The 13,416-nt window shown below is 65.8% G+C and carries 14 protein-coding genes; 3 read left to right on the top strand and 11 right to left on the bottom strand.

Annotated elements, in window-relative coordinates; genetic code table 11:
• Position 1 precedes the first annotated feature (1 nt).
• From AC5Y6X_RS03295 to AC5Y6X_RS03285, 3 genes are all read right to left on the bottom strand, one after another.
• Complete coding sequence (locus AC5Y6X_RS03295; protein ID WP_499984486.1) at positions 2-841, bottom strand: mycofactocin-coupled SDR family oxidoreductase; 840 nt, start codon at positions 839-841, stop codon at positions 2-4.
• A gap of 23 nt (positions 842-864) precedes the next feature.
• Positions 865-2,067 (bottom strand): cytochrome P450, encoded by a 1,203-nt coding sequence (locus AC5Y6X_RS03290; RefSeq protein WP_499984482.1) that lies wholly within the window; start codon positions 2,065-2,067, stop codon positions 865-867.
• 195 nt (positions 2,068-2,262) lie between these two features.
• Positions 2,263-2,913 carry a TetR/AcrR family transcriptional regulator gene (locus tag AC5Y6X_RS03285; RefSeq protein WP_499984480.1) on the bottom strand — a complete coding sequence of 217 codons (651 nt, stop codon included), beginning with the start codon at positions 2,911-2,913 and terminating at the stop codon, positions 2,263-2,265.
• A gap of 221 nt (positions 2,914-3,134) precedes the next feature.
• On the opposite strand from AC5Y6X_RS03285, the gene AC5Y6X_RS03280 reads away from it, so the two are divergent.
• Positions 3,135-4,310, top strand: a complete 1,176-nt coding sequence (locus tag AC5Y6X_RS03280; protein ID WP_499984476.1) for an acyl-CoA dehydrogenase family protein — start codon at positions 3,135-3,137, stop codon at positions 4,308-4,310.
• An 18-nt stretch (positions 4,311-4,328) separates the two neighbouring features.
• Here AC5Y6X_RS03280 and AC5Y6X_RS03275 read toward each other — a convergent pair whose 3' ends face one another.
• The 8 genes from AC5Y6X_RS03275 to AC5Y6X_RS03240 all read right to left on the bottom strand — a co-directional run bounded on the left by AC5Y6X_RS03275 (position 4,329) and on the right by AC5Y6X_RS03240 (position 10,476).
• A complete protein-coding gene (locus tag AC5Y6X_RS03275; RefSeq protein ID WP_499985214.1) occupies positions 4,329-4,604 on the bottom strand; it encodes a DUF4190 domain-containing protein in 276 nt (91 codons plus the stop codon).
• A gap of 248 nt (positions 4,605-4,852) precedes the next feature.
• Entirely contained in the window at positions 4,853-5,608 is a 756-nt protein-coding gene (locus tag AC5Y6X_RS03270) for an acyl-CoA dehydrogenase family protein (RefSeq protein WP_499985213.1), read from the bottom strand.
• A 24-nt stretch (positions 5,609-5,632) separates the two neighbouring features.
• Positions 5,633-6,724: an acyl-CoA dehydrogenase family protein gene (locus AC5Y6X_RS03265; RefSeq protein WP_499984473.1), complete on the bottom strand. Its 1,092-nt coding sequence runs from the start codon at positions 6,722-6,724 to the stop codon at positions 5,633-5,635.
• The gene (locus tag AC5Y6X_RS03260) at positions 6,721-7,140 is read right to left on the bottom strand and encodes a nuclear transport factor 2 family protein (RefSeq protein ID WP_499984472.1); all 420 of its coding nucleotides are present in this window, start codon (positions 7,138-7,140) and stop codon (positions 6,721-6,723) included. Before AC5Y6X_RS03260 ends, AC5Y6X_RS03265 begins: the two co-directional genes overlap by 4 nt.
• Complete coding sequence (locus tag AC5Y6X_RS03255; RefSeq protein ID WP_499984470.1) at positions 7,124-8,344, bottom strand: metal-dependent hydrolase family protein; 1,221 nt, start codon at positions 8,342-8,344, stop codon at positions 7,124-7,126. Before AC5Y6X_RS03255 ends, AC5Y6X_RS03260 begins: the two co-directional genes overlap by 17 nt.
• A 3-nt stretch (positions 8,345-8,347) precedes the next feature.
• The gene (locus AC5Y6X_RS03250) at positions 8,348-8,671 is read right to left on the bottom strand and encodes a hypothetical protein (RefSeq protein ID WP_499984466.1); all 324 of its coding nucleotides are present in this window, start codon (positions 8,669-8,671) and stop codon (positions 8,348-8,350) included.
• Positions 8,655-9,932 (bottom strand): aromatic ring-hydroxylating oxygenase subunit alpha, encoded by a 1,278-nt coding sequence (locus AC5Y6X_RS03245; protein WP_324673853.1) that lies wholly within the window; start codon positions 9,930-9,932, stop codon positions 8,655-8,657. The genes AC5Y6X_RS03250 and AC5Y6X_RS03245 overlap by 17 nt, the downstream gene beginning before the upstream one ends.
• 13 nt (positions 9,933-9,945) lie before the next feature.
• On the bottom strand, positions 9,946-10,476 hold the full coding sequence (locus AC5Y6X_RS03240) for a carboxymuconolactone decarboxylase family protein (protein WP_499985212.1): 531 nt from the start codon (positions 10,474-10,476) through the stop codon (positions 9,946-9,948).
• 362 nt (positions 10,477-10,838) lie between these two features.
• On the opposite strand from AC5Y6X_RS03240, the gene AC5Y6X_RS03235 reads away from it, so the two are divergent.
• Both AC5Y6X_RS03235 and AC5Y6X_RS03230 read left to right on the top strand, forming a co-directional pair.
• Positions 10,839-12,137, top strand: coding sequence for an amidohydrolase family protein (locus AC5Y6X_RS03235; protein ID WP_499984464.1), 1,299 nt, complete (start codon positions 10,839-10,841; stop codon positions 12,135-12,137).
• 109 nt (positions 12,138-12,246) lie between these two features.
• The gene (locus AC5Y6X_RS03230) at positions 12,247-13,413 is read left to right on the top strand and encodes an acyl-CoA dehydrogenase family protein (protein WP_499985210.1); all 1,167 of its coding nucleotides are present in this window, start codon (positions 12,247-12,249) and stop codon (positions 13,411-13,413) included.
• Positions 13,414-13,416 lie beyond the last annotated feature (3 nt).

Below are 13,416 nucleotides of genomic sequence, written 5' to 3'. Positions count from 1 at the left end.
CCTATTTCAGGCAGCTACCCGCGTCGACCGGCAGGGTGACACCCGTGATGTACCGGGACTCGTCGGAGGCGAGGAACAGCACCGCGTTGCTGATGTCGATGGGGTCCACCCATGGGATGGGCAGCGTGTGGAACATCTGGCAGATCGGGGCCATGTCGTCTGGGCCGGGGTTCTCCAGGTCCGGCCGGAACAGCTTCCAGGTCCCCTCGTTCATGATCATCGGTGTGCTGACGTGCGTGGGGTTGACGGTGTTGACGCGAATCATGTGCTGCCCCAACTCAACAGCGAACGACCGCATGATGCCCACCACGCCGTGCTTGGCGGCGACGTAGCTGCCGCAGTGGGGGTAGGCCTTCAGCCCGCCCACCGAGCTGGTCAAGATGATCGAGCCGCCCTTGCCGCCCGCGATCATGTGCGGCACACCGGCTTTCACCGACTTCCACACGCTCGACAGGTTCACGTCGATCATTTCCTGCCAGTCGTATTCGGAGGTCTTGTCCAGCGTGTCGCCGCCGTTGCCGATTCCCGCGTTGGCCACGATGATGTCCAGCCGGCCCAGCTGCTCCACGCCGCTGTCGACCGCGGCTTTCAGCGCGTCGTAATCGCGCACGTCGACTTCTGCGGTGAAGATCCTGCGGTTGAGGCCCTTGACCAGATCGGCGGTCTCGGCCAGGTCTTCGGGCGTCGACGCCGGGATGGTGGTGTTCTGCACGATCGGCCTGCAGACGTCGACGGCGATGATGTCTGCGCCCTCTTCCGCCAACCGCACCGCATGGCTGCGGCCCTGACCGCGCGCCGCCCCGGTGATGAAAGCGACCTTGCCCTCAACACGTCCAGTCATGGCTACCTCGTTTCGTTGATCGCTCAGTGGAGAACGGCCGGCATTGTCTCCCATCCCCGCACCGTGGAAGTCGGGGACAGCTTGCACTCGGAGAGGTCGACATCCCACTCCGGAAAACGCTTCAGGATCTCCTCGAGCGCGATCCGGCCCTCGAGGCGGGCCAGCGCCGAGCCTAGGCAGTAATGGGTGCCGACGCTGAACGTCAGATGCTGGCGCGGTTCGCGGCGGATGTCGAAAACATCTCCGTCCGGCGGGAATTGGCGATGATCACGGTTGGCCGCGCCGATGAGCATCATCATGACGCTGCCCTCCGGCACGCGCTGGCTGTAGTACTCGACGTCACGGGTGACGTACCTGGCCACGTGTGGCGCCGGCGGCTCGTAGCGCAGCAACTCCTCGATGGCCGCGGGGATCAGCGACCGGTCGGCGACCAGCGCGCGCCGCTGGTCCGGATGTTCGGCCAGCACCTTCCCGGTCCATCCGATGAGCCGGGTGGTGGTTTCGTTGCCGGCGCCGGACACCACGCTGACATAGGTGAGCAGCTCGTCGCGGCGGAGCCGGCGCACGGTGCCGGTCTCGTCCTCGAACTCGACGTGCAGCAGCTCGGTCATGATGTCGTCGGACGGATGCTCGGCGCGCCAGTCGATGAATTGCCCGAAAAACTCGCCGTTCATCATGTTTTCGGCCGTGGAGTCCATGGGCTTGCCGGCTTCGGTGCGCAGGTTGGCATTGGCGCGATCGCGCGCGGCTTCCTGGAACTCCTCGGGCACGCCGAGCAGCATCCCGATCACCCGCATCGGCATCTGCGCGCCGAGGTCGGCGACGAAGTCGAACCGGTCCGCGCCGACCAGCGGATCCAAACTGTGCGCGCAGAATTCGCGGATCTTGGATTCCAGCTCGTTGATCTTGCGCGGCGTGAACATCCGGGACAGCAGCTTGCGGTGGATGTCGTGGATCGGCGGATCCTCGAACAGCAGTACCCCCGAAGGGATCTCGATGTTCGCCTTGATCAGCTCGAGGATCGCGCCCTTGGCCGAACTGAACGTCTGGAAATCGACCAGCGCGTCATCGACGTCGGCGAAACGGCTCAGCGCATAGAAGTCGTGCTGCTCGTTGTAGTACAGCGGAACTTCCTCACGCAGCCGCCGAAACATCGGATACGGGTCGGCGTTCAGCTCCACGTCGTACGGATCGAAGTACACATCGCTGGCCGCGCTGACTGTCACGGGTGATCAATCGCCTCTCGCCGGAAACCGCGTTCGCCCCGTCCCCCAGGGGAGCGCCATCGTGTCGCCTGAGAACCCTGTCATCGCCACCATGCAGTGTCAACGACGAATCCGTTTTGGCTATTTGTAGTTCTAGATATTAGAGAATCTGATTCTCACCGGGCAAGTCGCGTGCGATAGTTGCTCACGCTCGCGCTAGCGGACGAATCCGCGAGAGCAGAAGTCCCAAACCTCGTCGGCGGTGATGGGATGGATGGTCGCGTCGTCGGAGCCCCCGCTGGACTGGGCGATGAACATGACCGTCTGCATCGTCATCGCGGCGATCCGCTTCGGGTTGATCTCCGCGCGCAACTTGCCCGCTTCGCCGGCCGCCTCCATGAGTTCGGTCAGCAATGCCAACAGGGGGGCGTGCGCGACTTTGACCTCGGCCGGGTGTGTGACCAGCAATCGCGGCGCAAAGTCGGTGAACAGCGGCCGCTTGGCCGTGGGATCCGGACGCGAGGCCTCATAGAGCAACTCGACGGCGACCTTGAGCCGCTCGAGGGGATCGCTGTGGCTTTCCGTGGCGGCCCGGATCTGATCGGCCGAGCGGCTCAGCGCGTCCTCGAACAGGGCGAGCAGCAGCTCGTGTTTGCCGTCGAACTGCAGGTAGAAGCTCCGCAGCGACTGGCGGGAGCGGTCGACGACCTCCTGGACGGTGAAGTCCGTGCTGCCCTTTTCGATGATGATGGCCTGCGCCGCGTCCAGGAAGCGCTGAACCCGCTGCGCGGCCCGCAGCTTGGCCGTCTTGATCGACCGCTCGACGGCGCGCTGTTTCCAGGCCGGCTCTTCGCTCGGGCTGGTCACGACCGGCTCGGGGGATTGCCGCGAGGGGAGAACATGATTGGACTCTACCGGAGAACGCCGTGACATCGGTGCGCTCGACCCCCTCACGGACGACGTGTCTGAGATTGTAACTTTCTAACAACGAGAATACTATTCTCTTACACGCGTGTATGGAAGCGGAATCGCAAGAGCGAACTGCGCCGTCAGCGGAAACCGTGATCTACCCCCGGTCAAGGAGCGCCGTGCAGCTGACTTTCGACGCCGACGTCGAGGCGTTTCGCGCTGAATTCGTGGCCTTCCTGGACGCCCATCTGCCTCCGGAGGCCGACGCATGCGAACGGCCGCGGTCCAGTTCGCACATTCCGGAGTGGGCCCGCCGATGGCAACGGTTGCTGTTCGACAGCGGGTGGTTGCTGCCGGGCAACCCGCCGGAGTTCGGCGGACGAAATGCAACGCTGTTGCAGCAATACGTGTACCTCGAGGAGTTGTCGCGGCGGCGGATCTACCAAAGTTTCAACCCGCAGGGCGTCGGCATCATCGCGGCATCGCTGTTGACGTTCGGCACGCCGGCGCAAAAGCAACAATGGGCGGTGCCGATTCTGCGCGCCGAGATCACCGCGTCGCTAGGCATGAGCGAACCCGGCGCGGGCTCGGATCTGGCGTCGCTGAGAACGCGGGCGGTACTCGACGGCGACCACTTTGTGGTCAACGGGCAGAAGGTGTGGACGTCGGGCGCCCACGACGCCGACGTGCTGTTGACGTTCGTCCGCACGGACCCCGAGGCACCAAAACACAAGGGCATCAGCGCATTACTCATTCCGACCGACACACCCGGCGTGGTGCGCCGTCCGTTCGCGTCAGTGTCCGACGGCGAAGACGTCGACTTCAACGAGGTGTTCTTCACCGACGTACGCGTGCCGACCGAGAACTTGGTGGGGGAGCTCAACGCGGGCTGGCGGGTGGCGACCGGTTCGCTCGGTCACGAGCGCGCCATGTTGTGGCTGGACTACGCCGCGATGCTGCACGCGCTGACCGTCGACTCCGGTCCGTCGGGTCCGCTGCAGCGCGACCAGTACGCAACCCTGGTCATGGACTGCTACGCGCTGCGGCTGATGGGGTCCGCGGCGTTGGCGAAGGCCGCCCGCGGGGACGAGGACGTGCCCGCTCAGTCGGTGCTGAAGCTTCTCGGTTCGGAGGCAATTCAACGCGCCTGCGAGGACGCGCTGAATGCGCAGGGACCGGACGCGCTCGTGCTGCACGCGGTCACCGCGCCGTTCGCGCCGCTGAACCTGGACAGCCACTACGGCAGCTGGTTCGACCGCTACGCGCGCACCTTCGCCGCGACCATCGCCGGCGGGACGTCAGAGATCCAGCGGAACATCATCGCCGAACGCATACTCGGCCTGCCGCGCAATTAGCCTGCGCGAGCGGCCAATTCAGCGGCCGGGTGGTCGGGCGTCCATCCAGGCGTAGTAGCCGATGGCGACGAGCCCGGCGACGATCGCCGCCGCGCCCAACACGATGCCGGCGATTGCGGCGCGAGGGTTGTTCGCCTCGCCGCGCTGCACCCGCCGCCGCGCGACATCACCGGTCAGCGCCGCGGCAATGCCGAGCGGCACTCCGATCAGCAGCCAGCAGGTGCTGAGCGCCACCGCGCCCAGGATGACCGAAGCGACGCCGACCTGGTTTCGCGGCGCGGCGGGGCGACCCATTTCGTTCTGTCGCATAGACCAGACGAGTCTACGGGGCGCTAAGACCCGCGACCCGTCCGCATGAGATTCCCATAAGTCACAGAAATTGTGGGATGTGCCGTTCTGCCCGCCTCCTAGCGACTAACTTGTGCCGAGCGTCCTCAAAATGCCGGTTTGGACGGCGTGCCGGCGTACAAATGAGCGCGCTCGCGGTCTAAAGGAGGCCGTCAAAGCCTGGGGCGGCGGACGACCGTCAGTCGTCCAGACCGCTACAGCTCCGCCAGCCGCGGTGCATACCCCTTGGACCGCAACGCCTTTCCCGCCTCATGGGTCAGTTCTCGCGCGCTGCCGAGCAGCCCGTCCAGCACCAGCGCGCGTTTGACGTGGCGGTGCAGGGGGTGTTCGGCGGTGAACCCGATGCCACCGAGCACCTGCTGGCAGTGGCGCGCGGCACAGAGTGCCGCCTGGCCGGCCGCGGCCTTGGCCAGCAGGCTGGCCAGGCCGTCCGGGTCGTCGGTTTCCGCGGTCTGCAGGGTGGCCTCGGCGCCCTCGATCGCGACGAGCGTCTCGGCGAGCCGGTGCCGGATCGCCTGGAACGAGCTGATGTGCCGGCCGAACTGAACGCGATCCAGGGCATGCTGGCGCGCCAGCGCGAGCATCGTTCGGCTGGTGCCCACCAGCCACCAGCCCAGCGCGCGCTGCCCGCCGGCTAGCGCGGCCGGCGGCAACGGCTCTCCCCGTGACACCGGGCGCAGCGGCAGCTCGTCGTCGAGCGCGGGGCCCGGACCGCCGTCGCGTTCCCACACCACCCAGCGTCCGCCGGCGAACGGCAGCGGCACGCTGCCTGCGACATCGTTGAGGACGGCGGCGTGCGCGCCCGTCTCGCCGAGCAGCCGGAACACCAAAGGGATTGCAATGTCGGGGATTTCGTTGAGCATGTCGAGCCAGCCGAGTTCGGCCAGCGCCGCGTCGAGCTTCGAACCGCTTGCGGTCGTCATGGCGGTGCGCAGCGAGTCGGCCAGCATGCGCAGTGCCTCGGGATCCACGGCTCACTCCTTCCCGAGGTCGAGCAGCCGGCGGGCGATGATGTTGCGCTGAATCTCCGCGGTGCCCCCGTAGATCGTGGCGGCGCGTGAGTAGAGGTATTCCGAGCGCCAGGGCGTGTCGTCGAGCTCCAGCGTCCCGGGGAGCAGGTCGCGGACGGTGTCGTAGAGCCGTTGTTCGGCGGTGGCCAGGAGCACCTTGTCGATCGAGGTTTCCGGCCCGAGCCGCCCGCCGTCGGCGAACCGGTGCTGGGTGGCGCGGGACCGGCAGCGCAGCGTGTGCAACGCGAGATAGGCCGCGCCCAAGGCGGATTCGTCGGCGTCCTGCGCCGTCTCGGTGATGAGCTCGTCGAAGCGCGAGTAGAGGTAGGCGATGCGCTGCCAGAAGCAGGTGGAGCGTTCATAGGGGAGCAGGTCCATCGCCAGGCGCCAGCCGTCTCCGGGTCGGCCGAGCATCCGGCTCGACGGGATCACCACGTCGTCGTAGTAGACCTCGCAGAACTCGTCGACGCCGTGCATCGTGCGCAGCGGCCGGATGGTGATGCCCGGGGTGTCCAGGTCGACGAAGAACGCGGTGATCCCGTCATGGCCGGGGGCGGTGCGGGTGAGCAGGACGCACCGTGTCGAGAACTGCGCGAAACTGGTCCAGACCTTCTGCCCGTTGACAATCCAGTCATCCCCACGGGGTGTGGCGCGGGTGGTCAGCGAGGCCAGGTCGCTGCCGGAGCCCGGCTCGGAAAAGCCCTGACACCAATGCTCGCGGCCGCTGAGCAGCCGCGGAACCATCTCGGCGGCGAGTTCCTTTGGGGCGTAATCGATCATGGTGGGCGCGAGCACTTCGAGCATCGAATACGGGCCCGGTTCGGCGAGCCGGCGGCCGACCACCTCTTCGCCCACGATCGCGCGCAGCACTGCGGGCCCGCCCAACCCGCCGACTTCGACCGGCCAGCCGTAGCGCATCCAATCGGCGTCATACAGGGCCCGGCTGACGCGGGCGAACTGCCGCGTGTGGCCCTGCAGCGAGTGGTCTGGGCCGGGGGTCAGGTCGTTGTCGTCGAGCCACGCGCGGAGACCCGACCGGAACTCCTCGACATTCACGGGGTTGGGCGGCCCACGGCGTGTGGGCGTCCGGAGTCGTGCACCCCGCTGCGGCGGATGAACGTCATGGCCCGGGTCTTGAGCCGCCATCCGTCGGCGGTGCGGGAGTAGGTGTCGCGGTAGTAGCCGATGCGCATGTCGTGGGTGGCATGCTCGATGAAGCACAGCGGTTGGGTCCCGCTGGCCGAGTCGCCGTCGATGTCGACCAACGCAGTTCCGGTGAGAAACAGGCCCTTTGGCGCGGCGGCCACCAGTTCGGGGAACCTGTCCAACGGGTACGTGTCGCCGAACGCGCTGTAAGTTCCGTCGGGCGTGAAGACGCCGATGAGACCGTCGATGTCCTGCTGGGTGATGGTGACCGCGTAGCGGGCGAGCAGCTGCTGGATCTCGACCAGGTCGTCAGTCCTGCTTGGCATAGACCTTGCCGCCTTTCATGACAAAGCTGACGTGCTGGGTAACGGTTATGTCTTCCAACGGGTTTCCCGGTACCGCGATGATATCGGCGAGCTGGCCCGGTGCGAGCCGGCCGCGGTCGGTCGAGTTGATCAGCTCGGCGGCGGTCACCGTCGCCGAGCGCAGCACCGCCAACGGCGGCAGCCCCCAATTGACAAGGGTGACAAGCTCATCGGCGTTGCGGCCGTGCGGGATTGCGGGAGCGTCGGTGCCCACGGCGATCTTCACGCCTGCCTCGTGCGCGGCCAATATCGAGGTCCGCGCCTTCGGGAACATCTCGGCGGCCTTGGCCTGCAGTTCGGGCGGGGCGTGCGAGACGTCCATGGCATCGCCGTCGGCCAGGCGGCGGGTGCTCACCAGGAACGTGCCGTGTTCGACCAGGGCGGCGATGGCGTCGTCGTCGATCAGGAAGCCGTGCTCGATGCAGTCGATGCCGGCGGCCACCGCGTGCTTGACGGCCTCGGCGCCGTGCGTGTGCGCGGCCACCCGCAGCCCGCGCCGGTGTGCCTCGTCGACGATCGCGCGCAGTTCCTCGTCCGAGTAGTGCTGCGCGCCAGGCGGTCCCGTCAGCGACATCACCCCACCCGAGCAGCACACCTTGATCAGCTCGGCGCCGTGCTTGATCTGGTAGCGCACCGCCTTGCGGATCTCGTCGATCCCGTTGGCGATGCCCTCCTCGACCGTCAGGTCCAGCACGTGCGGCGCGAAAGCGGCGAACATCGTCGGGTCAAGATGCCCGCCGGTCGGCGTGATGGCGTGGCCGGCCGGGACCACCCGCGGGCCCTCGACCCAGCCCGCGTCAATTGCCTTGCCCAGCGCGACATCCAGCAGGTAGCCGCCGGTCTTGACGAACAGCCCGAGGTTGCGCACGGTGGTGAACCCGGCCCGCAGGGTGCGGCGGGCGTTGCCGATCGCCCGGAGCACCCGCGTCGGCGGATCGTCCTGGACCTGTGACAGCCCGGGCTTCTCGCCGCGGCCCCCCATCAGGAGGTTGACCTCCATGTCCATCAGCCCGGGCAGCAGGATCTGGTCGCCGAGGTCGATCAGGTCGCCCTCGGTATCGCCGCCGACGCCTTCGATGCGGTCGTCGTCGATCCGCAGGATGCCGGGCCGCAGGATTTCACCGGCGTCGACGTCGAGCAGCCCGGCGGCCTTGAGCGTCAACACCTGTCAGATCACCGGTTCCCGGATCAGCTCCACCCACGCCGCGCCGCTGTCGGGCACTCGAGGCTGCTTCCAGGCCTCTATCGGGAACGACACCATGACCAGGGACTGCATGAGGTGCATCAGCGTACGCGCGTCCTCGGGTAGGTCGTCCAGCGGGAACTGGTCGCAGTAGGCGATGACGTCGTTCAGGCGGGGAAATGCCGCGTCGTAGAACGCCTGCATCTCGGGCATGGTGGAGGCCAGCCGCTTGGCGTAGCGCTCCGGCTCGGTGGCCAGATCCCAATCCAAAAACGGTTCCAGGTCGGCGAATTCAGACGGCAGCGCCATTGTTGGCGTACTCCTTCACATAGTCCTTGGTCACCTTGTGCAGATGGCGAATCAGGACCTCCTGATCGCACAGCAGGAACTCCTTGACGGCCCGGGTGCCGATCATCGTTTGGGTCGCTTCCAGCGTGTTGGCGTCCTGCAGCGCGTATTCCTTGAACGTGACCGCGGCCAACTCCTGGGCCAACCGCTCCCGCGCGTTGCGCGGCGGAACGAAATACAGCGTGCACTCGAAGATGTGCTTGTCGACGGCGGTGGGCCAGTAGTGGTAGGTCAGGAACCAGCCCGGCTCCCAGATCAGCAGCATGAAGTTCGGGTAGAAATGCCAGGAGTCGATGCCCCACTGCGGCACCCGCTTCACGTTGATGCCCGGGGGCAGCTCGAGGTTCTCGATGATCTCCGGCTTGTCCCACGGGCCGAACAGCCCGCTGCGGAGCACCTGGTCCATGGGCTTGACCATGGACATGTCCTCCGGAGGCGCCTGACCGCCCCAGGTCGACTGCAGGCTGTGTGGGCTGGCCACCTCGTAGTGCAGCGCCTCGTAGCCGAACTTTTGGATCTTGGCGGCTTCTTCCTTGGTGTATTGCCCCTGGTGCAGGATCGGCGCGTGGTAGAACTCGACGAACGCGTCGATGAACAGCTTCCAGTTGCTGCCGACCTCGGCCCTGTACGAGTAGGTTTCGGTCATCTCGCCGAAGGGGTAGCCCTCGATGCTTTTGGCCAGCGGTCCGAGATAGTCGACCAGTGGCGCCGCGTTGTTGTCGAAGTTGACGAAGATGAAGCCTTCCCACACCTCGCAGCGCACCGGCGCCAGTCCGTACTGGCTCTTGTCGACGTCGAAGAACTCGTCCTCCTGCTGGATGAAGGTCAGCTCACCGTCCAGGCTGTAGCGCCAGGCGTGGTATTTGCAGGTGAACTGCCGGCAGGTGCCGGAGGTCTCCTCGTTGGGAAAGTCGTTCCACACCAGCTTGTTTCCGCGGTGGCGGCACACGTTGTGATACGCCTTGACGGACCCGTCCTTGGTCTTGACGATGATCACCGACGTGCCGGGGCCCACCGACGGCAGTTCCCTGGTGAAGTAGCTGCCGGTGCGCGGCAGCCGGTTGACTCTTCCGACGTTGAGCCACATGCGCTTGAAGACCGCGTCGCGCTCGGCTTCGAAGAATGCCTGGTCGATCGAGTCGGTGTAATCGACGGGCGCGGTGCCCAGTTCGGGATAGTTTTCTGTCCAGCTTCCTGCGGCTGGTTTCGGAAAGTGAGGCAATGCTCTACCTTTCTTAGTGACCCTTCTCGAGCTGTACGCCAAAAGTGTTGATGGCCATCGCGAGTGCGATGTAGCCGCCGATGGTGAAGACCAAGTCCATGCGCTGGCGTTCGTCGAGCCGTTCGCAAAGCGCGGTCCACGTCTGATCCGAGATGTTGGACTTCTCGTCGAGCTCGTCGACGGCCGCGAAGACGGCGCGGTCGAACTCGTCGTTCGTCTCGCCGGTTTGGGCGGCGGCGATCTCGGCCTCGGACATGCCCGCCTTCTTCGCAATGTCCACGTGGTGTGACCATTCGTACTCGCACCCGCGGCGATGGGCCACACGCAGGATCGCCTGCTCGCGGATGCGCGCGGGCAGGGAGGAGTCGAGTAGTAGGTAGCCGCCGAACCGCAAGAATGCGCGGGCCAGTTTCGGGTGCCGTGCGAGCGTCGACATGAGCGTGCCGGCGTCCTGCGGGTTGCACCTTTCCGGGGGCAGCATGCCGGAAAGCGACCGCTGGACAGCCTCGTCCCACTGATCAGCCGGCAGCGGCTGCACGCGCATCGGCAGTGTCCTCTCGGTCAAAGAGAATCATATTCTCATTTCCAACTAACAGACTTGCATGATTCGGTCGGCTGGTCAATGCCCGCGCGCACGGATCGGGACCGGCCGACGATGCCGGCGCCCGCGGTCCGGCGGTTGCCGCCCACCCTTCGGCCGAGCGCGTCCGCCGCGTCGCGACGGCGGGCAATCCGGGTTTTTGTTTCGTGGCTGGTCACGGCGCCGCCGTTCGCTGCGGGCGCCGATAGATGTTGATTCTCACTTCGCGAGAAGATAGTTTTCAAAATAGTGGTCTTGGCGCTCAGCGGCGGTTCGCCGTGCCCGGGAGCAGCGCGTCCGATGGATTCGATCGAGAGGGAACGGCCATGAACAAGGAAGACATGATCCTGATCAGCGTGGACGACCACACCGTCGAGCCGCCTGACATGTTCAAGAACCATCTGTCGTCGAAATACCTCGACGACGCACCCCGGCTGGTGCACAACCCCGACGGCTCGGACATGTGGAAGTTCCGCGACACGGTGATTCCGAACGTGGCGCTCAACGCGGTCGCCGGCCGGCCCAAGGAGGAGTACGGGATCGAGCCGACGGGTCTCGACGAGATCCGGCCGGGTTGCTACAACGTCGACGAGCGGATCAAGGACATGAACGCCGGGGGCATCCTGGCGTCGATCTGCTTCCCGTCCTTCCCGGGCTTCGCCGGTCGCCTGTTCGCGACCGAGGACCCGGAGTTCTCGATAGCCCTGGTGCAGGCCTACAACGACTGGCACATCGACGAGTGGTGCGGGGCGTATCCCGCGCGGTTCATCCCGATGGCCATACCCGTGATCTGGGATGCCGAAGAGTGCGCCAAAGAGGTGCGACGGGTGTCGAAGAAGGGTGTGCACGCCCTGACGTTCACGGAGAACCCGGCCGCGATGGGTTACCCCAGCTTCCACGACTCGTACTGGAATCCGCTTTGGAAAGCGTTGTGCGACACCAACACCGTGATGAACATCCACATCGGATCCTCGGGCCGGCTGGCCATCACCGCGCCCGACGCGCCGATGGACGTGATGATCACGCTGCAGCCGATGAACATCGTGCAGGCCGCCGCCGACCTGCTGTGGTCGAGGCCGATCAAGGAATACCCGGACCTCAAGATCGCGCTGTCGGAGGGCGGCACCGGCTGGATCCCCTACTTCCTGGAGCGCGCCGACCGCACCTTCGAGATGCACTCGACGTGGACGCACCAGAACTTCGGCGGCAAGCTGCCGTCCGAGGTGTTCCGCGAGCACTTCCTGACCTGCTTCATCAGCGACAAGGTCGGCGTCGCGCTGCGCAACATGATCGGCATCGAGAACATTTGCTGGGAGGCCGACTACCCGCACAGCGACTCGATGTGGCCGGGCGCGCCGGAGGAGTTGTGGGAGGTGCTGTCCATCAACAACGTTCCGGACGACGAGATCAAGAAGATCACCCACGAGAACGCGATGCGGTGGTACTCGTTCGACCCGTTCACCCACATCACTCCGGAGCAGGCCTCGGTGGGCGCGCTGCGCAAGGCGGCCGAGGGGCACGACGTTTCCATTCGCTCGTCGAGCCACCATACGGAGACCAGGGCGGGTTCGTCGTTCGCGGACTTCGCCGCTAACGCCAAAGAGCTCACCGGCAACAAGGACTGAGCGCGCCCAAGTCGACGAGCAGACGCAAAAGTACCCAATTCGTCGGCGTGTCGGGTGCTTTTGCGTCTGCTCGCGCTGAAAGGAGGCACCGCTCGTGCCCGGCGGTGGAATGAATTTCGAGCTGACCGATGACCAGGAGCTGATCCGCCGGTCGGTGGCCGAGCTTGCCCGCAAGTTCGACGACCACTACTGGATGGAAAAGGATCAGGCGCACGAGTTCCCCACCGAGTTCTACCGGGCCATCGCCGACGGCGGCTGGCTGGGCATGACGATTCCGACCGAATACGGCGGTCACGGCCTCGGAATCACTGAGGCCACACTGCTTCTCGAGGAAGTGGCCAAGTCCGGCGGCGGCATGAACGCGGCCAGCTCGATCCACCTGTCGATCTTCGGCATGCAGCCGGTGGTCGTGCACGGCTCCGAGGAGCTCAAAGCCCGCACCTTGCCGTCCGTCGCGACCGGCGAGGTGCACGTCTGCTTCGGGGTCACCGAACCCGGTGCCGGGCTTGATACCTCGCGCATCACCACGTTCGCCAAACGCGACGGCGATCGCTACATCGTCAACGGGCGCAAGGTGTGGATCTCCAAGGCGATGGAGTCCGACAAGATCCTGCTGTTGACCCGCACCCAGAGCTACGACGAAGTCGCCAAGAAGACCGACGGGATGACGCTCTTCCTCACCGACCTCGACCGCAGCAAGGTCGACGTCCGCCCGATCCGCAAGATGGGCCGCAACGCCGTGAGTTCCAACGAGCTGTTCATCGACAACCTCGAGGTCCCGGTCGAGGATCGAATCGGGGAGGAGGGCAAGGGATTTCAGTACATTCTCGACGGCCTCAACCCGGAACGCATGCTGATCGCCGCCGAGGCGCTCGGCATCGGCCGCGTCGCCCTCGAAAAGGCGGTGAAGTACGCCAACGAACGCGAGGTCTTCGGCCGGCTGATCGGCATGAACCAGGGCATCCAGTTCCCGCTGGCGGACTCGCTGGCCAGGCTGGACGCCGCCGAGCTGATGCTGCGCAAGGCCACCTGGCTGTACGACAACGGCAAACCCTGTGGGCGCGAAGCGAATACCGCCAAATACCTGTGCGCCGACGCCGGCTTCACCGCTGCGGACCGGGCGCTGCAAACCCACGGCGGCATGGGCTACTCGGAGGAGTACCACGTGGCGCGCTACTTCCGGGAGGCCCGGCTGATGAAGATCGCACCGATCAGCCAGGAGATGATCCTCAACTTCCTGGGCGCCCACACGCTGAAACTTCCCAGAAGCTACTGACGA

The sequence above is a fragment of the Mycobacterium sp. NGS26 genome, assembly GCF_059813025.1.
This window is presented reverse-complemented; position numbering and strand designations above follow the sequence as displayed.

Excerpts from the sequence above, each read along its gene's own strand:
- AC5Y6X_RS03270 (WP_499985213.1), bottom strand. The coding sequence starts at position 5,608 with ATGCTGGCCGACTCGCTGCGCACCGCCATGACGACCGCAAGCGGTTCG.
- AC5Y6X_RS03235 (WP_499984464.1), top strand. The coding sequence starts at position 10,839 with ATGAACAAGGAAGACATGATCCTGATCAGCGTGGACGACCACACCGTC.
- AC5Y6X_RS03260 (WP_499984472.1), bottom strand. The coding sequence starts at position 7,140 with ATGCCAAGCAGGACTGACGACCTGGTCGAGATCCAGCAGCTGCTCGCC.
- AC5Y6X_RS03240 (WP_499985212.1), bottom strand. The coding sequence starts at position 10,476 with ATGCGCGTGCAGCCGCTGCCGGCTGATCAGTGGGACGAGGCTGTCCAG.
- AC5Y6X_RS03230 (WP_499985210.1), top strand. The coding sequence starts at position 12,247 with ATGAATTTCGAGCTGACCGATGACCAGGAGCTGATCCGCCGGTCGGTG.
- AC5Y6X_RS03295 (WP_499984486.1), bottom strand. The coding sequence starts at position 841 with ATGACTGGACGTGTTGAGGGCAAGGTCGCTTTCATCACCGGGGCGGCG.
- AC5Y6X_RS03275 (WP_499985214.1), bottom strand. The coding sequence starts at position 4,604 with ATGGGTCGCCCCGCCGCGCCGCGAAACCAGGTCGGCGTCGCTTCGGTC.
- AC5Y6X_RS03250 (WP_499984466.1), bottom strand. The coding sequence starts at position 8,671 with ATGGCGCTGCCGTCTGAATTCGCCGACCTGGAACCGTTTTTGGATTGG.